The following is a 23,780-nucleotide window of genomic DNA, read 5'->3' as shown; positions in this document are numbered from 1 at the left end:
GTTAAGCGATCATCTGCTGTAGCTGTTGGCAGGCGTCGTCGTAACCGCTGCGTTCAAAAATGCCCTGTTGCAGATAGGCCTCCATCTGCGGATACAGCGTCATGGCCTTATCCAGCAGCGGATCGCTGCCCGCTACGTAAGCGCCGACGCTGATCAGATCGCGGTTACGCTGATAGCTGGCCAGCATCTGCTTGAAATTGCGTACCCGGCGATAGTGTTCGTCGTCGATAAGCGACGTCATGGCGCGGCTGATCGAGGCTTCGATGTCGATTGCCGGGTAATGGCCCGCTTCCGCCAGCCTGCGCGACAGCACCACGTGGCCATCGAGAATGGCGCGCGCCGAGTCGGCTATCGGGTCTTGCTGGTCATCGCCTTCGGTCAGTACCGTATAAAACGCGGTGATCGAACCCCCGCCGCTGATGCCGTTACCTGCACGCTCCACCAGCGCCGGCAATTTGGCGAACACGGAGGGCGGATAGCCTTTGGTAGCCGGCGGCTCGCCGATAGCCAGCGCGATCTCACGTTGCGCCATGGCGTAACGGGTGAGGGAATCCATAATCAGCAGCACGTGTTGGCCGCGATCGCGGAAGTCCTCGGCGATGCGTGTGGCGTAGGCTGCACCCTGCATGCGCAACAGCGGCGAGACGTCCGCCGGGGCGGCGATCACCACCGAGCGCGCTCGCCCTTCGGCACCGAGGATGTTCTCGATAAAGTCTTTGACCTCGCGGCCACGTTCGCCGATCAGACCGACGACAATCACGTCGGCCTGGGTATAACGCGCCATCATGCCTAACAAGACGCTTTTACCGACGCCGGATCCGGCAAACAGCCCCATGCGCTGGCCGCGCCCGACGGTCAGCAGGCCATTGATGGTGCGCACGCCGACGTCCAGTACCTGTTCGATCGGCGTACGTTGCAACGGGTTGAATGGGGCGGTAATCAGCGGTGCGCGATAGCCGGTTTCCGGTGCGGGCAGGCCGTCGAGCGGTTTGGCGCTACCGTCCAGCACCCGGCCCAGCAGCGCAGGGCCGAGCGGCAGTTGCTTGCCGGCGCTTTGCCCTTCCGGAGCAATGCGGGCGTAAACCCGGGCGCCGGGCACGATGCCTTCCACTTCTTCCAGCGGCATCAGGAACAACCGCTGGCCGTTAAAACCGACCACTTCGCTTTCCACTTCCTGCACGTCACCGCCGTTGTGACGTTCGATCAGGCAGGTGGCACCGATCGGCAATTGCAAACCGGTGGCTTCCAGCACCAGCCCGGTGGCGCGCGTCAGGCGGCCGTAGCGGCGGATCGCAGGCGTGCGAGCGATGCGTTTTTCCAGCGTATCCAACGAGGACAGCCAGCGGCCGAGGCGAGCGGTCATTACAGGTCTCCCGGTGCAGCCAGGCGGCAGAGTTCGTGCCAGCGCGTGGCCAGGCTGGCATCGAGATCGCCTTCTTCGGCGCTGACCTTGCAGCCGCCGGGGTGCAGTTGAGCGTCCGCCAACAGCCGCCAGCCGTGCAGGCTGAGCGTGGCGCCCAGCTGCTGTTCGATACGTTGATAGTCGTCCGGGTGCACGCGCAGCTGCGGTTTGCCGCTGAACATCGGCTCTTGTTGGATCAACTGCTGGATCTGCGTCAGCAGGGCGGTGCCGTCGCATACCGGCGGCTGGCCGAGCACTTGTTTGGCGGCGGTCAGCGCCAACTGCATCAGGCGCGAGGCGATCACGCTGTCGAGCGCATCCAGCGTGTGCTGAAACTCGGTTATCAACTGTTGCCAGTGCGCGGTCAGTGGCTGCTGCTGTTGCTGCGCTTCCAGCAGCCCTTGCTGGCGGCCCTCTTCCATACCGGCCTGGAGACCCGCTTCGTAACCTTTTTGCCGGCCGTCGGCATAGCCCAGCTGTTGGCCTTGCTGTTCCGCTTGCAGGCGCAGCTGGAGCAACTGCTGTTGCCGCTCGGCACTTTCGTCCAGCGGCAGGGCGTCGGTTTCAACCGGCGGCAAAGGCTCGATTGCCGGTTTGGGCTCCAGCAGATCGCTGAGTGACCAGGGTTGCCAGGGCAGGGTGTTAATGCGATCAGACATAGGTGTCCTCGCCACCGCCGATAATCATTTCGCCGCTCTCCGCCAAACGACGGACAATCAGCAGGATGGCTTTCTGTTCGTTCTCCACCTGCGACATGCGCATCGGCCCGCGGTTGGCCAAATCGTCGCGCAGAATGTCGGCGGCGCGTTGCGACATGTTTCTGAGGAACTTCTCGCGCAGCGGCTGTTCCGCGCCTTTGAGCGCGACCAGCAGCGATTCGCCTTCCACTTCCTGCAACAGGCGCTGGATACTGCGATCGTCGACTTCCACCAGATTTTCGAACAGGAACATCTCGTCGATGATCTTCTGCGCCAGCTCGCCGTCGTATTCGCGCATGGCGTCGATAACGGCTTCTTCCTGCTGAGTTTTCATCAGGTTGATAATCTCGGCTGCGGTACGTACGCCGCCCATTTTGCTGCGCTTGAGGTTCTGCCCGTCGAGCAGGTTGTTCAGCACCTCGGTCAGCTCCGCCAACGCCGCAGGCTGCACGCCGCCGAAGGTGGCGATGCGCAGCATCACGTCGTTGCGCAGGCGCTCGTCGAACAGTGCCAGAATGTCTGCCGCCTGGCCGCGCTTCAGGTGGACCAGGATGGTGGCGATGATCTGCGGATGTTCGTCGCGGATCAGATCGGCGGCGCTCATCGGCTCCATAAAGTTGAGGGTTTCCATGCCGGTGGTGGTCTCGCGCGATTCGAGAATGTCCTCCAGCAGGCTGGAGGCACGCTCTTCACCCAGGGCTTTGACCAGCACCGAACGCAGGTAGTCGCTGGCGTTGACGCTCAGCGCCGCGTATTGTTCGGCGTCGTCTTCGAACTCGCGCAGGACTTCGCTCAGCTGTTTGTGCGAGACCTGGCTCATGCTGGCCATGGTGCCGCTTAACTGCTGCACTTCACGCGAGGAGAGATGTTTGAACACCTCGGCGGCGCGATCTTCGCCCAACGTCATCAGCAGGATGGCGCTTTTTTCGGTTCCGGTCAGACTCATAATTCGTTACTCATCCATTGGCGGATTACCAGAGCGACCACGCGCGGGTCTTTATCAGCCAGATCGCGGATCCGCTGGCTCTGGACTTCTGCACTGACGCGCTGCTGCGATTTCCTGTGCTGCGCCAGCTCCTCATTGCTCGGTTTATTGCCGTCAACCGGCTTGGCCATCGGCGCGTTGGCGGCGGCAAGCGCGGCCTGTTGCACCGCCTGGCGATTTTGCAATTGCGGGCGTACCAGCTTGCGCCACAACAGCCAGGCCACCAGCAACACCAGCAGATAGCGGCCGGCGTCGAACAGGCGATCGATAAAGTTCTGGGTTTGCCAGAACGGCAGTTCGCCACCGGTGGCTTCGGTATCGGTAAACGGCGTGTTGACCACGTTCAGGGTATCGCCACGGCTGCTGGAGAAGCCCATCGATTCACGTACCAGCGATTCGATCTGCGTCAGTTGCTCTTTGCTCATCGGTAGCGGTTTGCCGTCTTTATCGACGCCGCGATAGTTGACCACCACCGCTACCGACAGCCGCTGTACCGTTCCGGCTTTCTGCTGGGTATGGCGGATGGTGCGATCGACCTCATAGTTGGTGGTTTCATCGCGACGGGTATTCTGCGGCCCGCTGCCGTTGGCCGCGGTACTGCGGGTGGTGGTGGCATTCGGTTTGGCACCGTTGGCGTTATTGCCGGCGGCGTTGGGCTTGGCGGTTTCGATCGGCGCGGTAGCCGGCGCGCTGGGTTGATTGGATAGCGCGCCCGGCACGCCGCCGACCTGCGGCCCGCCAAGCTGCTCGCTTTGGCTCATTTGCTGAGAGCGCACGGCGGCCTGATTCGGCAGTTGGTTTGGCTGGTATTCTTCGTCGGTTTGTTCGCGGGTGGCGAAATCGATCTGCGCGGTGACCTGGGCACGTACGTTATTGCTGCCGACCATCGGCGCCAGAATCGCTTCGATGCGGCGCTGGTAGCGGTTTTCCACTTCGTTGGCGTATTTCAGCTGCGCCGCATTCAGATCGCGGCCGGCGCCGTCAGACTGGGTCAGCAGGCGACCGGCCTGATCGACCACTGTGACGTTGCCCGGCGGCAAGCCGGCCACGCTGCTCGAGACCATATAAACGATAGCGTTGATCTGGCCGTCATCCAGCGCACGGCCGGGTTGCAGCGTCAGGGTGACGGAGGCGGAAGGGGATTTCTGCTCGCGGACAAACAGCGAAGGCTTTGGCAGCGCCAGATGTACGCGCGCGTTCTGTACCGGCCCCAGAGACTCGATGGTGCGCGATAGTTCGCCTTCCAGCGCCCGCTGATAGTTGATCTGCTCGCTAAACTGGCTGATGCCGAATTTTTCCTGATCCAGCAATTCGAATCCCACCGCACCGCCTTTCGGCAATCCCTGCTGCGCCAGGCGCAGGCGGGTTTCATGGACCTTATCGGCCGGTATCATCAACGCCGCGCCGTTCTCGGCAAAACGGTAGGGGATATTCATCTGCGTCAATTGGGTCACTATCGCACCGCCATCGCGATCGTTAAGATTGCTGTACAACACGCGGTAATCCGGGCTTTTCGCCCATAACAGCAACGCGACCACGATGGCGATTGCAGCGGAAGCGGCCACCAGCAGCGGAATTTTCGGGTTGGCGCGCAGGCGGTTCCACAAAGCTTGCAGGCCATTTTCGTGGTTTTCGGTGGCGGTTATTGAAGCACTCATTTTATGCCGTGTCCTTCAATGTCGCTCAGGATCCGGTGCAAGCCACGGCGTAGCTCCCTGCCAGGCTGATGGACGGTGTGGTTAGCGTTGTGTGGTGACAAAACAGACTCCCTGATACACGTATCTTCTAAATAGCGGCGCTCCCATTTCTGGGCGTGCCATTATTTGCCCTTAAGGGCGATTTCGATGGCCCGATAAGCCGGGTTTTTTGCAGTTAATTAGCCGCTTTAGGATAAAAAGGCTGTGGTAGGCTCCTCAGCATCAAAGTAGCGCCCGATGAAAACAGGTCCGGCAGCAGGGTCTTTATTGAGGTCACAATGGCAATTCAGGGGATTGAAGGGGTATTGCAGCAGTTGCAGGCCACGGCGATTCAAGCGGGGCAGATTAGCCAGGGTTCAGCGACGCAGGGCGTCAGCTTTGCCGGCGAGTTGAAAGCGGCTATCGGCAAGATCAGCGATACCCAGCAGGCGGCGCGCAAACAGGCGCAAGGCTTCGAGCTGGGGGCGCCGGGCGTCAGCCTGAACGACGTGATGGTCGATCTGCAAAAATCGTCCATCTCACTGCAAATGGGCGTGCAAGTGCGTAACAAGCTGGTTTCCGCCTATCAGGAAGTGATGAACATGGCGGTGTGATGGGTTGAGTTCTTTGAATTCGTGAACAAATTTCATGCCTGCCGAGAGTCTCGGGGCAAGACTGGGGCAAATGCCAATGCGGAAACATTTTAAATAGTGATTTAATTTTACTAATTAATTGATTTTAATGATTTTATTCCCCAGGGTTACCGTGCTAATTTTTCCCATTATGAATGGAATCTTATTGGTTTTGGCAGGTGAAAATGGAAAAAGGGAAGACGATGAAATCGCTTGAAAATGATATTGCCGTTGAACTGCTGGAAAGGAGCAAATTGTACTTTGAGTATCAAGAGACTCAATATGCAGCGGCTTTGGACAGGATACGAAAGCTGGAGGAAAAGGGACTTAAGGTTTTTGCATCTTTGAGCGTGATAGTTACTGCGTTTATCTTGATCGTCAGATTTACCGCGGCATTGCTGCTGAATCAGAAGTTTGCCGCACTTAACATGCTCACATGTATAGCTGGTTTTTTTTACCTTTCTTTGCCTTTGTAGCGCATGGAGCTTTGTTTTCAGAGCTGTCTTGCTAAAAGATATCCCCAAGTTGCCAACCAACCATCAGAAAATGGAAAGCGTTTTTCTGGATAACCCAAGAGATTCAACGTACGTAGGATTGGCAAAACAATACTCTAAGGCAACATTGAAGATCGAAGAAACGCATGGTGATAAGGCTAAACTGATCGGCTTATCATTCAGGGAGATGGCGTTTACGGCATGGAGCTTTTTGGTATTTGTTATACTTGTAGTAGCATTAGCTTTCTGTAACTCTGGAGGTTGAGATGACCGTGCGACATAAAAGCGTGCCCGTGGAGCATCCTGGGGAGGTGAGCATTGATAGTCAGGGTAAAGGATTCGCTCATACTTCTGCCGCCTCAATGGGATATATCGGCCGGCCGAGAGAAGCCGAAATCCCGGAGCTGGAAGTTAGCCTGGAAAGCCTTGATTCCCTCTTGAAGAGAGAACGGCAGGTTAAGGCCTGATTTGAAAACCCACCATCGGTGGGTTTTTTGCTTTTTAACGACAAAACCGAAAACCGAGCTGGGCAATCGCCTGAGTAAACGCATAAAAAACATGCTTTGTCTCAAATTGCTGAACTTATTGCTGGATTATAATCGTGCGAGTTTAAGGCATTTAAATTATCAGGTAATAAAAATGAGCAGCAAAAGTGAGAGCAGATGGCGATTGTTCAGTGTGTTAATAGTGATCGTTTTAGTTGGATTGATCACTGTATTAATTAAACAAAGTTAAAGCGTCGTTGGCCACTGTGCGTGGCCTTGCCGATTTATTTTCCCGAGAGCATCCGCATAGCGTCTTCTTCATACAGCAGACCCAGCAGCCATAGGCCGATCAGCAACACGGCAAGGGAAAACAGCCATTTTTCGTTGAGCATCGTTGATTCGCCTCTGGCGGTATTAAGGTTCGACGATGCTATCTTACCGGGCTGTTTTCCGCTAACGCCGGGTGCATAAACGGCGAGTTCATTGTGCAACGATTTAATTTGCAGGCGCGGGTATCACTCCGGCGCCTCCATAAGACTGAGGCGATAGGGTTGGATCGCGCCGGGCTCCATGATCCGCTGATGCCCGCGAATGGCGGTTGGCGCAAAGCCGAAACGTTTGCGGAAACGTTCGGCAAACCGCGAGGAACTTTCATATCCGACGTGTTGAGAGATGGCGGATATGGGCCAATCGGTAGATTGCAGCAGCGTCAGCGCGCTGCTCATACGCACGTCGATCATCAAATTGCGCAATGCGGTGTTTTCTAACGAAAGCTTGCGCCGCAGCACGACTTCGCTCATCGACAGACTTTCCGCCACCTTGGCCGCCGTCCAGATGTTATGCGGGTCGGTCGCCAGGCAGCGGCGTACTCGCTGCGTCAAATCCCGCGCCTCGTTATGAATAAAGCTGATGTTGAACTGCTTCAGCCAGAGCAGGATTTCCAGCATCTTGTGGCGGATGATGATAGGAGGGAAACGCTGTTTAAGCGCCAGCGCCAGGCTGGTGGTCTCAAAGCTGTGCATCAGCGCGCAGGGCAGGTTGCGTAAGGCCAACACCGCGTCGAACCGGGCCGGTGGGGCGGTTTCATCGGGAGTTTGCTGCAGGTGGAACAATAGCGGATCGCAGATAAGCAATTGACAACTGAATACGCCTTCATCGGAGAGGCCATTAATAATATCCACGGTTTGTCCTCCGTCGATAATCAACAGTTCTCCCGCATGGGCCACCACTTCATGCTGTTGCCAGCGCACGCGTTTGTGGCCTTGCTGTACCAGATACAGATGAGGTTGCTCAAAATAAACTGAAGGGAATAATAATTCAGTATGCTGAATGATGTGCGCAGAGGCACCAATCCCGGGACAAAGATTAATTGTACGTTCCATCGATATTCATTTCGCAGCCATTATCTGGGAATATCTTTACGCTTTGATGGGCGTTGGAGCAACATTTTTCCATCCGTTGTGAAGCACAACGACGTGTTTTATCTATCAAAAATCAATTTCCTGCTGAACAGAAAACGTCCGTGTCGGAGTGATATTTATCCGTATTCCAGGGGCGCTGCATGCTGCGCCCGCGTTAGCCGGGGCGAATATATTCACCCCAGCGGACCTGGTGAGAAATATAATGGTCGTGAATAATTCAAGTTTCATGGATTAATATCCTGACTTAATTAGGGAAAAATAGCGTATGGTGCTATTCATCCATAAGATGTCGTTATTATAGCCGGGTCACCTGATCTGCGGTTCTCCTAATAGCAGGGCGCGATCGTGAAACTGACCATAGGTGCTGTTGACCACGCTTTGGCGCGTCGATTGGCCAATCAATTCTTTCAACTGATCCATGCGGCGCTGCAACAGACGCTTCAGCTCATTTTCGTTGTCCAAGATTTGCTGCAACTTATTGCGCAACAATTCCTGCAGCGCCATTGATGGCCCCGCGTTGCCGGTAAAGTCGGCGGTTTTCTCAACCGCCTGAACGTAGGCCAGCTCCAGCTCGACCAGATCTTCCCATCTTTCCGTTTGCGCCAGTGCGATCATTTGGCTGCTCAGGGTATAAATTTGCTGATACGCGGCTAGCAGTTGCTGTTGACGTTCCATTAGACGGCGTCCTGCGAAGGGTGATAATTGGGACCAATCTGGCGCCAGGCGTCAGCAATGTTTTCCAGCAGCTTGACCACTTCGGCTATCGCCGCTTCGTCGTTATGCAAATTAGCCTGCAGCAGGCGACGCTTCATGTAGTCATACAGCGCGGCAAGATTATCGGCCATCTCACCGCCTTGCTGGTGGTCGAGGCCGCTTTTCAAACCGTTATCAATAATATTGATGGCTTTTGATATAGCCAGCCCTTTGCCGGCGATATCACCCTGATTCATCAGAATGCGTGCGCGTAACAGGGCGCTGAGCGCCCCGTCGAAAAGCATCACGATTAACTGGTGCGGGCTGGCACTCATTACGCCACTTTCCAAACTGACCTGGGCGTAGGCCTTAGTTCCGCTACGGTTATACATGCGATTTATTACCTGGTTAAAAAGTTCTTATTTGCTTGAGAACTGTTGGTTTAAATAATTACTGGTGCCATTAAGTTTGGACATCATGGTATCGAGTTGAACAAACTGTTGTTTATAGCGGTCGATGGTGCTCTGAATACTTTCCGTCACGCGGGTAATTTGCGTATTCAGGCGATCGAGATTGGTGTTGATGCTCTTGGTCGCATTCTCGAGCACGCCGCCGGCTTTAATATAATTTTGAATTTCATTGTGGATTTCGGTCGCCATGCCGGTATCCGTGCCATTGCCGGCAAAGAAATTCGCCACCTGGGCGGGTTTCTCATCGATGGCTTTTTTCAGTTTCTCGCTATCGAGCTCGAGCTTGCCGGTTTTCACATTGGTGGTGATCCCCAGATTGCCCAACCCCTTCAGCTCCGGGTTGTCCTGCGCCGAGCTGAGCGCGTTTTTGATTGAAGATTGAATACCGCGCAAGGTGTTATCGCCCAGCAGTGCGCCGTTTTTCGCCGACTGCTCTTCGCCGCTTTTCACCGGGGTAAATTTGGACAGCGAATTAAAGGTGTCCAGCAGCGAGTTATAGCTGTCGACCCAGCTTTTGATTTTATCGGCGGAGCCGGTTTTATCGTTGGTGATCACCAGATTTTGCGGTTCACCGGTCTTGGTCTTGGTTTTCAGATCGAGCGTCACCCCCTGCAGGGCATCGGCAATGGTGTTGGTGCTGCGTTGGATCTCCGTGCCGTTAACCTTGATTTTGGCATCCTGCGCGGGGACAGTCTGCTTCATTGCGCCGCTGGGGATGCTGGAGTCGTAGCTTAGAATGTCGTTCAGCGCAGCGTCATTATTGACCTTGACCGACAGTTTGTTGCTTTCGCCGGTGGCCGAGGAGCTTAACGCCAGCTGATATTGGTTATCGCCAACGCGCATGATGCTGGCGCTGACGCCCGCTTTTGCGCCGTTGATGGCATCGCGCATTTCCAGCAGCGAGGTTTGATCGTCACTCAAAGGGATATCAACGGTCTTGGGCGGATTGCCCTGGGTGATGCTGATGGTACGGCCGCTGGCGCCGGAGGTGCCGAGTTCGGTGGTCTGATCGCTGATATTTGCCTGAGTCGTCAGCGTTTGGGACTGCGCCAGCTGTTCAACTTCGACCACATAGTTGCCCGGTACCGCTTTGGCATTGGTGGTGATGGCGAACTGATCGTGGGTGCTGGCGGTGGTGTTATTAAAGAAATCCGGTTTGGCCAGGTCTTTGCTCAGCGTATCGAATTTCTCCAGCGAGCCTTTCAGGGTGCCGTAAGCGGTCAGCTTGGCGTTGTAGCTGGTCTGCTGGGTAGTGTAGGGCGTCAGACGTTGCTGCTCCGCTTTGGTCAACTTGTCCAGCAAGCCGTTGAGGTCGAGCCCTGAGCCGATGCCTAAGGAACTGATCGATGCCATTCGTAATTCTCCTTGATAATGACTTTATTCGCTTTACGCGTTTATCGGCCCAGTGGAGAAAAAGTTTACCGAAAAAATAAAAAACCGATGGCGCAATAGAAGAAGGAAAAACAGCGTTATTTATGCCATTGCCGGAAAGCGAAAAAAAAAGAAAAAATTTCTAAAGGTTGCAGGGGGAGGGCCGATACCTGATGGGACGGTGGTTGACGCCGTGGGCAACGAAGCCCGAACCTTTTAACCGTGATGCGAATATCGCAACTGATTCGTAAGGAAAGCATACAATGGCACAAGTAATTAACACCAACAGCCTGTCGCTGATGGCGCAGAACAACCTGAACAAATCTCAGTCTTCTCTGGGCACTGCGATCGAGCGTTTGTCTTCCGGCCTGCGTATCAACAGCGCGAAGGATGATGCCGCGGGTCAGGCGATCTCTAACCGCTTCACCGCTAACATCAAGGGCCTGACTCAGGCTTCCCGTAACGCTAACGACGGTATCTCTCTGGCACAGACCACCGAAGGCGCACTGAACGAAGTTAACGACAACCTGCAAAACATCCGTCGTCTGACCGTACAGTCCCAGAACGGTTCCAACTCTTCCAGCGACCTGCAGTCCATCCAGGACGAAATCACCCAACGTCTGTCGGAGATCAACCGTATCTCTGAACAAACTGATTTCAACGGCGTGAAAGTGCTGAGCGGCGACCAGAAACTGACCATCCAGGTGGGTGCCAACGATAACGAAACTATCGATATCGACCTGAAAAACATCAACTCTTCTACTCTGGGTCTGGACAAGTTCAGCGTTGCGACCTCCATCGATCCTACCAAAGTGGGTGGCGCGGCAACGACTGTACCAAACGGCAAAGATATCGCCATCACCAACACCACCAACAAGCAGGCTAACGGTGCTGCACCAGCCAGCTTTATCAAAGATGACGCGACCGGCGACGTTTACGCGGTAGGTACCGACGGCAAGAACTACCTGGCTACCGTCGACAAAACTTCCGGTGACATCACGGCGATCGCTGCGGCTGAAACCACCGGTTTGACCGGCACCAGCGCGACCACCACCGTTAAGCAGGAAGTGACTGCAACCGGCGCCGATGCGGCTAACCTGAAGTCTTATGACAGCGGCAAATCTTACGTTATCCAGGAAGGCACTGGCGCAACTGCCAAATACTTCAAAGCCAACGTAGACACTGCGGGTAAAGTCAGCAAAGGCGCAGAAATGAGCACCACGCCAACAACTGAAGATCCGCTGGCGGTGCTGGACAAAGCGCTGTCTCAGGTTGACTCGCTGCGTTCTTCCCTGGGTGCGGTACAGAACCGTTTCGATTCTGTTATCAACAACCTGAACAGCACCGTGAACAACCTGTCCGCTTCCCAGTCCCGTATTCAGGATGCCGACTACGCGACCGAAGTGTCCAACATGAGCCGTGCCAACATCCTGCAACAGGCCGGCACCTCTGTTCTGGCACAGGCTAACCAGTCTACCCAGAACGTGTTGACCCTGCTGCGTTAATCGACTCTCCGCGATTAACCTGTCGTAAAGAACCCCGCCTCGGCGGGGTTTTTTTATGGTCGCGCGCCCGGAAGTTAATGCATGGCGCAAATAAAGCCTGTTTTGTGCGACTGTTCAGCCGATTGGCATTTTGCCCCCTACGGATAATAGCGCTGACTCTCTTATCCGCAGGTTTTAGACATAGTGAGCGATCTGTATACCGCCGAAGGCGTGATGGACAAAAATTCTCTCTGGCTGCGCTATGTCCCGTTAGTGCGCCACGAGGCGTTGCGCCTGCAAGTCAGGTTGCCCGCCAGCGTGGAGCTTGACGATCTGCTGCAGGCGGGGGGAATCGGGTTGTTGAATGCCGTTGAGCGTTATGACGCCCTGCAGGGAACCGCCTTCACCACTTACGCGGTGCAGCGTATCCGTGGCGCAATGCTCGATGAGCTGCGCAGCCGCGACTGGGTGCCGCGCAGCGTGCGTCGCCATGCGCGAGAAGTTGCGCAGGTAATGCGGCAACTGGAACAACGGCTTGGCCGCCCGGCCAGTGAAGTGGAGGTCGCGCAGACGCTGAATATCCCACTGGATGAGTACCGTCAAATTCTGTTGGACACCAATAACAGCCAGCTTTTCTCCTACGACGAATGGCGCGAAGAGCATGGCGAAAGCGCAGAACCGCTGCTGGAAGGGCACGAAGAGACCAACCCGTTACATCATCTGCTGGAGGGCAACCTCCGCCAGCGGGTGATCGACGCTATCGAAGCGTTGCCGGAGCGCGAGAAAATGGTGCTGACGCTGTATTACCAGGAAGAGTTGAACCTCAAAGAGATCGGTGCCGTGCTGGACGTGGGGGAATCGCGCGTCAGTCAGCTGCACAGCCAGGCGATCAAGCGGCTACGCGCCCGTCTGGCGGCCGAAAACTGAGGCGAATCAACCCTTATTCTTCAACCTGATTACCGTTGCGATAACCGGACAGCTCTTATGCCAGGAATATTATTGAAAAAGCGGCCGCTGAGCCGTTATTTGAAAGATTACAAACACAGCCAAACCCATTGTTCTCAGTGCGGTAAGTTATTGGATCGCATGGCATTGGTGTTCCGAGGCAAGATCATCAACAAAGACGCCATTGCGCGCATGGACCAGCCGATTGACGATAATGTCTGGCTGAATGTGCAAAATGAGCTGGCCGCGTTATGCCGTTTTTGCAGTCAGATTTCCTGCAACAGCCACCCGAGCTATTTCGATATTATGGCCTTCAAACAGTATTTGTTTGAGCAAACCGAGATGAGCCACAGCACGATCCGCGAATACGTGGTGCGTCTGCGCAGGTTGGACGAAATGCTGGTGGCGCGCAACTATCCGGCGGACAAGTTTGCCAGCAGCCATAACCATCAGCGTATTATCGAAGATTTGCCCAGCGCCGCGCACAATAATTACCGCATTGCCCTGCGTAAATACGACCAATATATCGCCTGGCAGAAGAGTTACTGATCCCGTCTCCCCGGCGTGCCTGCCGGGGATTCACCCTGTCCCGCCTCATCAAAAAGAGTGATTAATCAGCTTGCATCTGATTAAATCTATGCTTTGGATGTTGATACCTGTTTCCTGGGGGGACGTTGTGAATCTGCAACAGCAACTGGCGCAATTCCCGCGCCTCGATTTAGTCGGCGCTGCTACACCGCTCGAAAAACTGTCTCGCCTTTCAGACTACCTTGGCCGTGAAATTTACATCAAACGTGACGACGTCACGCCGATGGCGATGGGTGGTAACAAGCTGAGAAAACTGGAATATCTTGCTGCCGAAGCTCTGCGGCAGGGGGCGGACACGCTGGTGACGGCCGGTGCTATCCAATCCAACCACGTACGCCAAACTGCGGCGGTAGCGGCCAAACTCGGCCTGCACTGCGTCGCATTGCTGGAAAATCCGATCGACACCCAGGCGGAAAATTACCTCACCAACGGCAACCGTCTGCTGCTCGGGCTGTTCAACGCCGAGGTAGTGATGTGCGAAGCGTTGCACGATCCGCAGCAGCAATTGGCCGAACTGGCGACGCGTCTCGAAGCGCAGGGTTTCCGGCCTTATGTGGTGCCGGTGGGCGGTTCCAATGCGTTGGGCGCGCTGGGTTATGTGCAGTGCGCACTGGAAATTGCCGAACAGAGCCGGCGTAGCGGCGTCGCTTTCAGCTCGGTGCTGGTGGCTTCCGGCAGTGCCGGCACGCACGCCGGGTTGGCGGTCGGCCTGCAGCAACTGTTGCCGGAGACGGAGCTGATTGGCGTTACGGTTTCGCGTAAAGTGATCGACCAATTACCCAAGGTTGAGCTGATTCAAAAAGCGCTGGCCTGCTCGTTAGGCATTGACGCTCTGGCACCGATCCAACTGTGGGACGAGTATTTTGCGCCGCAGTATGGCATGCCGAACGAAGAGGGCACGGCGGCGGTACAGCTGCTGGCGCAGCAGGAAGGGGTATTGCTGGATCCGGTCTATACCGGCAAAGCGATGGCCGGCCTGATCGATGGCATCGCCCAACAGCGTTTTTGCGATGATGGCCCGATATTGTTTATACACACCGGCGGTGCACCGGCGCTGTTTGCCTACCATCCGCAGGTGTGACGGCAGCTTGTTATTCCATTTTGAACTATATTTATAATGTTATATTCCTTTGTGCGACCAAACGCACTGGTAAAGTGCTGATATCAAAAAAGATAAACAACAGATGGGGTGTTTATGATCTTTTCCAAAGTTCGTCGTCAATTGCTGCTGGGCGTGATGAGCGTGGCGTTGACCGCCGGTTTAAGCGCACAAACCTATGCCGCCGACAACCTGCTCCAGCAGGTCAAGCAGCGCGGTACGCTGATTGTCGGGCTGGAAGGTACCTATCCGCCATTCAGCTTCCAGGGCGAAGACGGTAACCTGACCGGTTTCGAAGTGGAGTTCGCCAACGCGCTGGCGCAGCACCTCGGCGTAAAGGCCAAGCTGAACCCGACCAAATGGGACGGTATGTTGGCATCGCTGGAATCGAAACGCATCGATGTGGTGATCAACCAGGTGACGATCTCCGACGAGCGCAAGAAAAAGTATGATTTCTCAACGCCTTATACCGTGTCCGGTATTCAGGCGCTGGTGAAGAAGGGCAACGAAGGCACCATTGCCAAGCCGGAAGATCTGAAGGGCAAGAAGGTCGGCGTAGGCCTGGGCACCAACTACGAGCAATGGCTGCGTGAAAACGTGCAGGGCGTTGACGTGCGCACCTATGATGATGACCCTACCAAGTACCAGGATCTGCGCATTGGCCGTATCAACGCCATTCTGGTTGACCGTTTGGCGGCGTTGGATCTGGTGAAGAAAACCGGCGATACGCTGGCGGTAGCCGGCCCGGCGTTCTCTCGTCAGGCGTCCGGGGTTGCGGTGCGTAAAAACAACCCGGAACTGTTGGCAGCGATTGACCAGGCGATTGCCGAGATGCAAAAAGACGGCACGCTGGCGAAAATCTCCGAGAAATGGTTTGGCGCGGACGTAACTAAATAATGCACGAAAGTATTCAACTGGCGCTGGATTCAGCGCCATTTTTATTGAAGGGCGCGATACTTACCCTCCAGCTTAGTCTGGGGGGTATGGCGCTCGGTTTACTGCTGGGTTTTCTGTTGGCGCTGATGCGCCTTTCGCCATTATGGCCGCTGTCGTGGCTGTCGCGCATTTATGTGTCGCTGTTTCGCGGCACGCCATTGATCGCCCAGCTGTTCATGATTTATTACGGCCTGCCGCAGTTCGGCATCGAATTCGATCCCTTCCCGGCGGCGTTGATTGGCCTGTCGCTCAACACTGCGGCCTATACCTCGGAAACGCTGCGTGCGGCGATTTCGTCGATTGAAAAAGGGCAGTGGGAAGCCGCAGCCAGCATTGGCATGACGCGCTGGCAAACCTTGCGCCGGGTGATCCTGCCGCAGGCGGCGCGTACCGCTTTGCCGCCGCTCGGCAACAGTTTCATCGGCCTGGTGAAAGACACCTCGCTGGCGGCGACCATTCAGGTGCCGGAGCTGTTCCGTCAGGCGCAGCTGATCACCTCGCGTACGCTGGAAGTGTTTACCCTGTATCTGGCGGCATCGTTGATTTACTGGGTGATGGCGACCCTGCTTTCGGCACTGCAAAATCGCCTGGAAGCCCATGTTAACCGCCAGGATCAGGAGTAACGCATGAGTGCCATCGAAGTGAAACAACTGATCAAGCAGTTCAACGGCCAAAGGGTACTGCACGGGATCGATCTGGAGGTTAGCGCCGGTGAAGTAGTGGCGATTATCGGGCCAAGCGGCTCGGGGAAAACCACCTTGCTGCGCAGCATTAATCTGCTGGAGGTTCCGGATTCCGGCACCATTCGCGTCGGCGATATTCAGATCGACGGTTCAAAGTCGTTGAGCAAACAGAAGAAACAGGTGCGGGCGTTGCGCCAGCAGGTGGGCTTCGTGTTCCAAAACTTCAACTTGTTCCCGCACCGCTCGGTGCTGGAGAACATTATTGAAGGCCCGGTCATCGTTAAGGGGGAGAGCAAAGCCAGCGCCGAACAGCGTGCCCGCGCTCTGCTGGCCAAAGTCGGGCTGAGCGGTAAAGAATCCGCTTATCCACGCCGGCTTTCCGGCGGGCAGCAGCAACGTGTGGCCATTGCCCGCGCGCTGGCGATGCAGCCGGAAGTGATCCTGTTTGATGAACCCACCTCGGCGCTCGATCCCGAGCTGGTGGGCGAGGTGCTCAACACCATTCGCTCGTTGGCGGAAGAGAAGCGCACCATGGTGATCGTGACGCATGAAATGAGTTTTGCCCGCGACGTTGCCGACCGTGCCATTTTTATGGACCACGGGCGCATCGTTGAACAGGGGTCGGCCAAAGAGCTGTTTACCAACCCACAACACCAGCGTACTCAGCAATTCCTCGACAAGTTTTTGAATCAATGAGAAAGGGGGGCGTTTCGCCCCCTGACTCTCGACTAACCGGCTTTCAATAATTCGTTACGGGCGGCTGCGGCCAAAAAGGCGCTGCGGCTCCCATAGCCGGGATGCTGTTGCACCATTGAATCGATGCGGTTCAGCAAGCGGTGCGGCAGGGTGATATTTATACGTTCCGCCCGGCCATCGAACTTATCCATATTGATATCGACCAGCAGCCACTGCCCACCGTTCAGGGTGTCGCTTGCCTGTGCCAGATGCAAGGAAACGGCCTGTGGGCGCGGGATGGCCTGGTTGTCTTCGCTCAGCAGTTCGAAATGCGCATCCAGTGCGCTTTTGGCGTCTGCAAAGGCGAGATCGAGGGTATCGCCGGCAAAATAGCAGCCCGGCACATCGGGGAAGAAACCGCTGGCGCTGCCGTCGTGGTCTGAATGTACATAAGCAGGGTAGAACATAATTTCTCCTGTTAACTCATGGCACCGGGTCAGCACAACCCGGCATCTCTCATGATTTGGCGCAGCGTTCCCGGCTTCAGATCTTTACGCGGGTGTGGAACGGTGATCACCAGACGTGATCTCGGGTGTTTAAACTGATGGTGACTTCCCTTTATCCGCTCTAAAACCCAACCTTCCCGTTCTAACAGTCTGATCAGTTCTGCACTTTTCACGCGCTTATCATCCCTTTATGATACACACCATACACACTTCATGGCAACGAGATTAATACGCTAGCGTGCCGCTTTTGTGCAGACAATAAAAAACCCTGCACGGGTGCAGGGTTTGCGAGGGCGATAGCAGAGTGGATTACAAACGGCTGCAATCCCTCTTTAAAGGTTAACCGATGGTCATCAGGCTGGCGTTACCGCCGGCGGCGGCGGTGTTGACGCTGAGCGAACGTTCGATCAGCAGGCGTTCCAGCAGGATATTGGTTTCACCGTGGGCAAAGCCCTGCACCGAGACGATCGCGCCGCTGCGTTGGGCTATCTGCTCACACAGGGTACGCAACTGATCGGCATCACCGTGGTAAATGGCGGCATCGAACTCCACCTTATCCTGCTGCCAGTCCTTGCTGAAGCTGATTCGTGCCTGAACCGCGGCCGGCAGGCGGCGGTATAGCGTGCGCTGCAATTCGGCTTCCGGCCACAGTACGCTGCTGCCAACCGCCAGTACGGCTGCCAGTTGAGTCAACGCATCGGCCTCATTGTCCGCCAGGCACAGCACGCGCTCGCGCGGCAGCAGGGCGTAGGTGTTGCGTTCACCGGTCGGGCCCGGCAACGGTCGAACGGTGCCGCCCTGGCCCAGCTCGGCGTAACGCTGCGCCAACTGCACCAGATCGTTTTGTTTCTCGGCAACCGCCCACTGTTCGAGTGCCTGGTGGGCATTGAGCAGCAGCGGCCGCGCGGTGGCCTCCAGCGGGCGTTCATCGTCCTGGCGGTTCAGCGTGCGCTGGACCGCATCGTCCGGCCGGTTGGCCAGCAGGCGGTACAGATACAGCGGACCGCCGGCTTTCGGGCCGGTGCCGGACAGGCCTTCGCCACCGAAGGGTTGCACGCCGACGACCGCGCCAACCATGTTGCGGTTAACGTACAGGTTGCCCACTTTGGCGCGATCGGTGACGCGGGCGATGGTTTCATCGATGCGGGTGTGAATGCCCAGCGTCAGGCCATAGCCAGCGGCGTTGATCTGATCGACCAGCGACTCCAGATTGGCGCGCTGGAAGCGGACCACGTGCAGTACCGGGCCGAAGATCTCTTTTTGCAGCTCGTCGAAGCTGTCCAGTTCGATCAGCGTCGGCTTGATAAAGGTACCGCGGGACCACTCTTTCTCATCCTGCGCATTGCCTTTCGCCGCCTGATAGACCTTGCGGCCCTTGGCGCGCATCGCCTGGATATGGCGTTCGATGCCGGTTTTGGCTTCGGCGTCGATCACCGGGCCGATGTCGGTAGACAGGCGTTCCGGGTTACCCATACGGCATTCGGCCATCGCGCCGCGCAGCATTTGCAGCGTATGTTCCGCCACGTCTTCCTGGATGCACAGGATGCGCAGTGCGGAACAGCGCTGGCCGGCGCTGTCGAAGGCTGAAGCGACTACGTCCGTCACCACCTGTTCGGTCAGGGCGGAAGAGTCGACAATCATGGCGTTCAGGCCGCCGGTTTCGGCGATCAATGGCGTTGGGCGGCCCTGCGGATCCAGGCGGCCGGCGATGCTGCGTTGCAGGATACCGGCAACGTCGGTGGAACCGGTAAACATCACGCCGCGTACGCGGGCATCGTTGACCAGCACTGAGCCGACGCTCTCACCCTGGCCCGGCAGCAGTTGCAACACGCCCTGAGGAATACCGGCTTCCAGCAGAATGCGCACCGCTTGTGCGGCGATCAGCGGGGTTTGCTCTGCCGGTTTCGCCAGCACGCTGTTACCTGCCGCCAATGCCGCGGCAATCTGGCCGGTAAAGATCGCCAGCGGGAAGTTCCACGGGCTGATACAGACCACCGGCCCCAGCGGGCGATGGCTGTCGTTGGCGAAGTCATCGCGCACCTGGCCGGCGTAGTAATGCAGGAAATCGACCGCTTCGCGCACTTCGGCGATGGCGTTGTTAAAGGTTTTGCCCGCTTCGCGCACCAGAATGCCCAGCAGGCTTTGCAGTTGGCCTTCCATCAGTTCCGCGGCGCGCTCAAGAATGGCGGCACGTTCGGAAGGCGGGGTGGCAAACCAGATTGGGCCGGCGGCGGCGGCGGCATCGAGCGCCCGGCTGACTTCCGCTTCGGTGGCTTCACGCACGTAACCGACGATATCGCCCGGCTCGGCCGGGTTAATCACCGGCAGCTCCACGCCCTGATCCAGCTCGGCGTCGATAATCGGCTCTGCACGCCATGGCTGGGTGGCGCTGGTGAGCAGCGCGCTGGACAGCGAGGCCAGACGTTGTTCGTTGGACAGATCCAGGCCGCTGGAGTTGGTGCGCTTCTCGCCATACAGCTCACGCGGCAGCGGAATGCGCGGGTGCGGCAGGCCAATCTGGCCTTCGCTGGCGGCCAGGGCCTCGACTGCGGTGACCGGATCGGCAACCAGTTCGTCGAGCGGCAGCGTGGCGTCGGCAATACGGTTAACGAACGAGGTGTTGGCGCCGTTTTCCAGCAGGCGACGCACCAGATATGCCAGCAGCGTTTCATGGGTACCGACTGGCGCATAGATGCGGCAAGGGCGGTTCAGTTTGCCGTCGGCCACTTTGCCCACCACTTGCTCATACAGCGGTTCGCCCATGCCGTGCAGGCATTGGAACTCATACTGACCCGGATAATAGTTGTTGCCCGCCAGATGATAGATCGCGCTCAATGTGTGGGCGTTATGGGTGGCGAACTGCGGATAAATCAGATTCGGCACCGCCAGCAGTTTGCGGGCGCAGGCCAGGTAAGACACGTCGGTGTAGACCTTGCGGGTGTAAACCGGATAGCCTTCCAACCCGTCCATTTGGGCGCGTTTGATCTCGCTGTCCCAATAGGCACCTTTCACCAGGCGGATCATCAGGCGGCGGCGGCTGCGTTGTGCCATGTCGATAACCGCGTCGATGGCGAACGGGCAGCGTTTTTGATAAGCCTGGATCACGAAACCAATGCCATTCCAACCCGCCAACTGCGGCTCAAAGCACAGCTTCTCCAGCAGATCGAGCGAGATCTCCAGACGGTCGGCTTCTTCTGCGTCGATGTTAATGCCGATGTCATACTGCCGTGCCTGCAAGGTCAACGACAGCAGGCGCGGGTAAAGCTCTTCCATCACGCGCTCGTACTGCGCGCGGCTGTAACGCGGGTGCAGGGCGGATAGTTTGATCGAAATGCCCGGGCCTTCATAGATACCGCGGCCGTTAGAGGCTTTGCCGATGGCGTGGATCGCCTGCTGGTAGGACACCAGATAAGCCTGGGCGTCGGCTTCGGTCAGCGCGGCTTCACCCAACATGTCGTAGGAGTAGCGGAAGCCTTTGTCTTCAAGCTTGCGCGCGTTGGCCAGCGCTTCGGCGATGGTTTCGCCGGTAACGAACTGCTCGCCCATCAGGCGCATCGCCATATCCACGCCTTTGCGGATCAAGGGTTCGCCGCTTTTGCCGATGATGCGGTTCAGCGACAGGGACAGATTGGCTTCGTTATGGGTCGACACCAGCTTGCCGGTGAACAGCAGGCCCCAGGTTGCGGCGTTAACGAACAGCGACGGGCTGCGACCGAGGTGGGAATGCCAGTTGCCGTTGCTGATTTTGTCGCGGATCAGCGCATCGCGAGTTGGCTTGTCTGGAATGCGCAGCAGGGCTTCCGCCAGGCACATCAGCGCCACGCCTTCTTGTGAGGAGAGCGAGAACTCCTGCAGCAGACCTTGCACCATGCCGGCGCGGCCATTTGCACTCTTTTGGTTACGCAGCTTCTCGGCGATGTCATAAGCCATCTTATGGGTGGCTTTGGCAAGATCGGCAGGTAATCGCGCCTGTTCGAGCAACATCGGTACAGCTTCAGTCTCCGGGCGGCGATAAGCGGCGGTAATGGCGGCTCGGTTGACCGACTGCGGTAAAATTTGTTCTGCAAATTCAAGGAATGGCTGGTGGGACTCTTCCGGCGCTTGCGGCATAATGTCGTCCGCTTCGGCCTGGGCCGCAGCGGCAAGTGCTGGAATTTCAGGAATATCGGAACCGCTCTCGAGACGCTCGAGGTAATTGAAAATGGCCTGCTTGATGAGCCAGTGCGGCGTGCGATCGATACGCTGTGCCGCGTCTTTAATCCGGTCGCGTGTTGCCTCGTCGAGTTTCACGCCCATTGTGGTAGTGCCCATGCCAATCCAACTCCTGTGTTAAAGAACCTATCCCATCAGGCTATACAAACTACGGGCCACATAGGCTGTTGGGATAGGTTCGTGCGTTATGTGGTGTGAAGAATGCAGACAATATCCAGCATGTTGCAACTTTGTGCAACCTTGTTAAATCAGGCCGATGAGCGAAGTGTGAGTTCCATCGATTTTTTAACATCGGTAACCGGCACGATTCTTGCTGGTTCTCTGCCAAAGAGTACAGAGGTTGGCTGTATGAGTTCGTTATCCCCAGAAATATAAGGGGTAAATGCAGGGTTGCTGGAGGTGCAACTTGATTTGGGAGTGAGCGGTGCAACCGTAAAAGTGGTTAAATGTGACGCAGGGTAAACTTTGTGTAACTTTGTTGTTAAATGTCTTGTTGGATAACGAACAGGTCATCTAGGATAGCCGGCGGTCAGACAATTGCGGGAGGAAACTATTTTCACTCGCGGCCTGTTCGCCATTTCGCCTCGTTCCGGCGGATCGGCAAGTAGCAAATATCGCAATACAGCGCGAAATAATAATGAGAGTGGAGAATTTCATGACAATGAGCACACCTATGCTGGTGACCTTCCTGGTGTATATCTTCGGGATGGTGTTAATCGGCTTGCTTGCCTACCGGGCAACCAATAACTTCGACGACTATATTCTGGGCGGCCGCAGCCTGGGCAGCGTAGTGACTGCGCTCTCCGCAGGTGCATCGGATATGAGTGGCTGGTTGTTGATGGGCCTGCCGGGCGCCATTTTCCTGTCCGGCATCTCGGAAAGCTGGATTGCCATTGGCCTGACGATCGGCGCTTACCTCAACTGGAAGCTGGTAGCGGGGCGGCTGCGTGTGCATACCGAAGCCAATAATAACGCCCTGACGTTGCCGGACTATTTCACCAGCCGCTTTGAAGACAAGAGCAAGTTGCTGCGGGTGATCTCTGCCATTGTCATCCTGGTATTCTTCACCATTTACTGTGCATCCGGCATCGTGGCCGGTGCGCGCTTGTTTGAAAGCACCTTTGGCATGAGTTACGAAACGGCGCTGTGGGCCGGTGCGGCAGCCACCATTCTCTATACCTTTATCGGTGGATTCCTGGCGGTAAGCTGGACCGATACCGTGCAGGCCAGCCTGATGATTTTCGCGCTGATCCTGACGCCGGTGTTCGTGATCCTGGCGGTAGGCGGTATCGATACTTCAATGCTGGTGATTGAAGCGAAGAACCCGGCCAACATCGACATGCTGAAAGGCCTGAATTTTGTGGCTATCCTTTCGCTGCTGGGTTGGGGATTGGGTTACTTCGGCCAGCCGCACATCCTGGCGCGTTTCATGGCGGCAGATTCCCACCGCACCATACGCAGCGCACGCCGCATCAGTATGACCTGGATGATCCTGTGCCTGGCGGGCACCATTGCCGTAGGTTTCTTCGGTATTGCCTACTTCGCCAACAACCCGGATCAGGCGGGTAACGTGTCGCAAAACGGCGAGCGCGTGTTTATCGAGCTGGCGATGATTTTGTTCAACCCATGGGTGGCGGGCATTCTGCTGTCGGCGATCCTGGCGGCGGTGATGAGTACCCTGAGCTGCCAATTGCTGGTGTGTTCAAGCGCGATTACCGAAGACCTGTACAAGGCTTTCCTGCGTAAGGGCGCCAGCCAACGCGAGTTGGTGTGGGTCGGCCGCATCATGGTGCTGGTCGTGGCGCTGGTGGCGATCGCGTTGGCCGCCAACCCGGAAAACCGCGTACTGGGCCTGGTAAGCTATGCCTGGGCCGGCTTCGGCGCCGCCTTTGGCCCGGTAGTGCTGATCTCGGTGATGTGGTCACGCATGACCCGCAACGGCGCGTTGGCCGGCATGCTGGTAGGTGCTGCGACGGTGATTGTCTGGAAACACTTCGCCTGGTTGGATCTGTATGAAATCATCCCGGGCTTCCTGTTTGGCTGTATCGCCATTGTGGTGGTGAGCCTGATGGGCCGCCAACCTTCAGCCACCATGACCGAACGTTTCGACAAGGCCGAAGCTGAGTTCAAAACGGTTTAACCCGCTCGTACCACGAGTCTTAAAGGGCGCTTAATGCGCCCTTTGTCATTTTTCACTTTCTCGATTTTTGTCACCTGCCGGAAACACCTCGCGACATTTGATTAGAAAAAATCACCCTTGCTCCCCTTGTATTTCTTTTTGGCAGAATGATAATCACTATCGTTGTGTTTTACTTTTCTTTACAT

21 protein-coding genes are annotated in these 23,780 nt (G+C 56.5%); 10 read left to right on the top strand and 11 right to left on the bottom strand.

The genetic code is table 11. The features are described 5' to 3' along the window. Nucleotide 1: 1 nt before the first annotated feature. Genes fliI through fliF form a run of 4 tightly spaced genes read right to left on the bottom strand, consistent with a single transcriptional unit; the run spans nt 2 to nt 4,743 of the window. Nucleotides 2-1,363 (bottom strand): flagellar protein export ATPase FliI, encoded by a 1,362-nt coding sequence (gene fliI / locus D4100_RS09725; RefSeq protein ID WP_119804205.1) that lies wholly within the window; start codon nt 1,361-1,363, stop codon nt 2-4. Next, a complete protein-coding gene (gene fliH / locus D4100_RS09720; RefSeq protein WP_119804204.1) occupies nt 1,363-2,061 on the bottom strand; it encodes a flagellar assembly protein FliH in 699 nt (232 codons plus the stop codon). Before fliH ends, fliI begins: the two co-directional genes overlap by 1 nt. Further along, nucleotides 2,054-3,046 (bottom strand): flagellar motor switch protein FliG, encoded by a 993-nt coding sequence (fliG, locus tag D4100_RS09715; protein WP_006321409.1) that lies wholly within the window; start codon nt 3,044-3,046, stop codon nt 2,054-2,056. Before fliG ends, fliH begins: the two co-directional genes overlap by 8 nt. Beyond that, entirely contained in the window at nt 3,043-4,743 is a 1,701-nt protein-coding gene (gene fliF, locus D4100_RS09710; RefSeq protein WP_119804203.1) for a flagellar basal-body MS-ring/collar protein FliF, read from the bottom strand. Before fliF ends, fliG begins: the two co-directional genes overlap by 4 nt. A gap of 317 nt (nt 4,744-5,060) precedes the next feature. Here fliF and fliE point away from each other — a divergent pair, with 317 nt between their 5' ends. Together fliE and D4100_RS09700 are read left to right on the top strand one after the other, a co-directional pair. Further along, nucleotides 5,061-5,375, top strand: a complete 315-nt coding sequence (fliE, locus tag D4100_RS09705; RefSeq protein ID WP_119804202.1) for a flagellar hook-basal body complex protein FliE — start codon at nt 5,061-5,063, stop codon at nt 5,373-5,375. Nucleotides 5,376-5,596: 221 nt separating this feature from the next. Further along, entirely contained in the window at nt 5,597-5,869 is a 273-nt protein-coding gene (locus tag D4100_RS09700) for a hypothetical protein (RefSeq protein ID WP_244941654.1), read from the top strand. A 1,018-nt stretch (nt 5,870-6,887) separates the two neighbouring features. Here the strand turns inward: D4100_RS09700 and D4100_RS09680 are convergent. From D4100_RS09680 to fliD, 4 genes are all read right to left on the bottom strand, one after another. Then, nucleotides 6,888-7,754, bottom strand: coding sequence for a helix-turn-helix transcriptional regulator (locus D4100_RS09680; RefSeq protein WP_119804198.1), 867 nt, complete (start codon nt 7,752-7,754; stop codon nt 6,888-6,890). Between the two features lie 345 nt (nt 7,755-8,099). Beyond that, the gene (gene fliT, locus D4100_RS09675; RefSeq protein ID WP_006321394.1) at nt 8,100-8,468 is read right to left on the bottom strand and encodes a flagella biosynthesis regulatory protein FliT; all 369 of its coding nucleotides are present in this window, start codon (nt 8,466-8,468) and stop codon (nt 8,100-8,102) included. Then, on the bottom strand, nt 8,468-8,878 hold the full coding sequence (gene fliS / locus D4100_RS09670) for a flagellar export chaperone FliS (RefSeq protein WP_006321393.1): 411 nt from the start codon (nt 8,876-8,878) through the stop codon (nt 8,468-8,470). The genes fliT and fliS overlap by 1 nt, the downstream gene beginning before the upstream one ends. A gap of 27 nt (nt 8,879-8,905) precedes the next feature. Further along, nucleotides 8,906-10,309, bottom strand: coding sequence for a flagellar filament capping protein FliD (gene fliD, locus D4100_RS09665; RefSeq protein WP_006321391.1), 1,404 nt, complete (start codon nt 10,307-10,309; stop codon nt 8,906-8,908). 281 nt (nt 10,310-10,590) lie between these two features. Between fliD and D4100_RS09655 the strand changes: the two genes are divergently transcribed. From D4100_RS09655 to tcyN, 7 genes are all read left to right on the top strand, one after another. Next, on the top strand, nt 10,591-11,832 hold the full coding sequence (locus D4100_RS09655) for a FliC/FljB family flagellin (protein ID WP_006321389.1): 1,242 nt from the start codon (nt 10,591-10,593) through the stop codon (nt 11,830-11,832). A 183-nt stretch (nt 11,833-12,015) separates the two neighbouring features. Beyond that, complete coding sequence (locus tag D4100_RS09650; protein ID WP_006321387.1) at nt 12,016-12,738, top strand: RNA polymerase sigma factor FliA; 723 nt, start codon at nt 12,016-12,018, stop codon at nt 12,736-12,738. 57 nt (nt 12,739-12,795) lie between these two features. Beyond that, complete coding sequence (fliZ, locus tag D4100_RS09645) at nt 12,796-13,305, top strand: flagella biosynthesis regulatory protein FliZ (protein ID WP_006321385.1); 510 nt, start codon at nt 12,796-12,798, stop codon at nt 13,303-13,305. Between the two features lie 127 nt (nt 13,306-13,432). Next, nucleotides 13,433-14,425 carry a D-cysteine desulfhydrase gene (locus D4100_RS09640; protein ID WP_006321383.1) on the top strand — a complete coding sequence of 331 codons (993 nt, stop codon included), beginning with the start codon at nt 13,433-13,435 and terminating at the stop codon, nt 14,423-14,425. Between the two features lie 114 nt (nt 14,426-14,539). Beyond that, nucleotides 14,540-15,340: a cystine ABC transporter substrate-binding protein gene (gene tcyJ, locus D4100_RS09635; RefSeq protein ID WP_006321382.1), complete on the top strand. Its 801-nt coding sequence runs from the start codon at nt 14,540-14,542 to the stop codon at nt 15,338-15,340. Then, a complete protein-coding gene (gene tcyL / locus D4100_RS09630) occupies nt 15,340-16,002 on the top strand; it encodes a cystine ABC transporter permease (protein WP_006321381.1) in 663 nt (220 codons plus the stop codon). Before tcyJ ends, tcyL begins: the two co-directional genes overlap by 1 nt. A gap of 3 nt (nt 16,003-16,005) precedes the next feature. Next, nucleotides 16,006-16,758: an L-cystine ABC transporter ATP-binding protein TcyN gene (gene tcyN / locus D4100_RS09625; protein ID WP_119804197.1), complete on the top strand. Its 753-nt coding sequence runs from the start codon at nt 16,006-16,008 to the stop codon at nt 16,756-16,758. Nucleotides 16,759-16,790: 32 nt separating this feature from the next. Here tcyN and D4100_RS09620 read toward each other — a convergent pair whose 3' ends face one another. From D4100_RS09620 to putA, 3 genes are all read right to left on the bottom strand, one after another. Continuing rightward, complete coding sequence (locus D4100_RS09620; RefSeq protein ID WP_006321379.1) at nt 16,791-17,204, bottom strand: type II toxin-antitoxin system HicB family antitoxin; 414 nt, start codon at nt 17,202-17,204, stop codon at nt 16,791-16,793. Between the two features lie 29 nt (nt 17,205-17,233). Then, nucleotides 17,234-17,416 carry a type II toxin-antitoxin system HicA family toxin gene (locus D4100_RS09615; RefSeq protein ID WP_006321377.1) on the bottom strand — a complete coding sequence of 61 codons (183 nt, stop codon included), beginning with the start codon at nt 17,414-17,416 and terminating at the stop codon, nt 17,234-17,236. A 166-nt stretch (nt 17,417-17,582) separates the two neighbouring features. Beyond that, complete coding sequence (gene putA / locus D4100_RS09610) at nt 17,583-21,554, bottom strand: trifunctional transcriptional regulator/proline dehydrogenase/L-glutamate gamma-semialdehyde dehydrogenase (RefSeq protein WP_119804196.1); 3,972 nt, start codon at nt 21,552-21,554, stop codon at nt 17,583-17,585. A 556-nt stretch (nt 21,555-22,110) separates the two neighbouring features. Between putA and putP the strand changes: the two genes are divergently transcribed. After that, on the top strand, nt 22,111-23,595 hold the full coding sequence (gene putP / locus D4100_RS09605) for a sodium/proline symporter PutP (protein ID WP_119804195.1): 1,485 nt from the start codon (nt 22,111-22,113) through the stop codon (nt 23,593-23,595). The last annotated feature ends 185 nt before the right edge of the window (nt 23,596-23,780 follow it).

Source organism: Serratia inhibens (assembly GCF_003591175.1).
Taxonomy (GTDB): domain Bacteria; phylum Pseudomonadota; class Gammaproteobacteria; order Enterobacterales; family Enterobacteriaceae; genus Serratia; species Serratia inhibens.
Note: the sequence above shows the minus strand (reverse complement) of the source record. Positions and strands in the feature narration are given on the sequence as shown.

Coding starts and splice junctions, on each gene's coding strand:
- fliI (WP_119804205.1), bottom strand. CDS start 1,363: ATGACCGCTCGCCTCGGCCGCTGGCTGTCCTCGTTGGATACGCTGGAA.
- fliH (WP_119804204.1), bottom strand. CDS start 2,061: ATGTCTGATCGCATTAACACCCTGCCCTGGCAACCCTGGTCACTCAGC.
- fliG (WP_006321409.1), bottom strand. CDS start 3,046: ATGAGTCTGACCGGAACCGAAAAAAGCGCCATCCTGCTGATGACGTTG.
- fliF (WP_119804203.1), bottom strand. CDS start 4,743: ATGAGTGCTTCAATAACCGCCACCGAAAACCACGAAAATGGCCTGCAA.
- fliE (WP_119804202.1), top strand. CDS start 5,061: ATGGCAATTCAGGGGATTGAAGGGGTATTGCAGCAGTTGCAGGCCACG.
- D4100_RS09700 (WP_244941654.1), top strand. CDS start 5,597: ATGAAATCGCTTGAAAATGATATTGCCGTTGAACTGCTGGAAAGGAGC.
- D4100_RS09680 (WP_119804198.1), bottom strand. CDS start 7,754: ATGGAACGTACAATTAATCTTTGTCCCGGGATTGGTGCCTCTGCGCAC.
- fliT (WP_006321394.1), bottom strand. CDS start 8,468: ATGGAACGTCAACAGCAACTGCTAGCCGCGTATCAGCAAATTTATACC.
- fliS (WP_006321393.1), bottom strand. CDS start 8,878: ATGTATAACCGTAGCGGAACTAAGGCCTACGCCCAGGTCAGTTTGGAA.
- fliD (WP_006321391.1), bottom strand. CDS start 10,309: ATGGCATCGATCAGTTCCTTAGGCATCGGCTCAGGGCTCGACCTCAAC.
- D4100_RS09655 (WP_006321389.1), top strand. CDS start 10,591: ATGGCACAAGTAATTAACACCAACAGCCTGTCGCTGATGGCGCAGAAC.
- fliZ (WP_006321385.1), top strand. CDS start 12,796: ATGCCAGGAATATTATTGAAAAAGCGGCCGCTGAGCCGTTATTTGAAA.
- tcyJ (WP_006321382.1), top strand. CDS start 14,540: ATGATCTTTTCCAAAGTTCGTCGTCAATTGCTGCTGGGCGTGATGAGC.
- tcyL (WP_006321381.1), top strand. CDS start 15,340: ATGCACGAAAGTATTCAACTGGCGCTGGATTCAGCGCCATTTTTATTG.
- tcyN (WP_119804197.1), top strand. CDS start 16,006: ATGAGTGCCATCGAAGTGAAACAACTGATCAAGCAGTTCAACGGCCAA.
- D4100_RS09620 (WP_006321379.1), bottom strand. CDS start 17,204: ATGTTCTACCCTGCTTATGTACATTCAGACCACGACGGCAGCGCCAGC.
- putA (WP_119804196.1), bottom strand. CDS start 21,554: ATGGGCACTACCACAATGGGCGTGAAACTCGACGAGGCAACACGCGAC.
- putP (WP_119804195.1), top strand. CDS start 22,111: ATGACAATGAGCACACCTATGCTGGTGACCTTCCTGGTGTATATCTTC.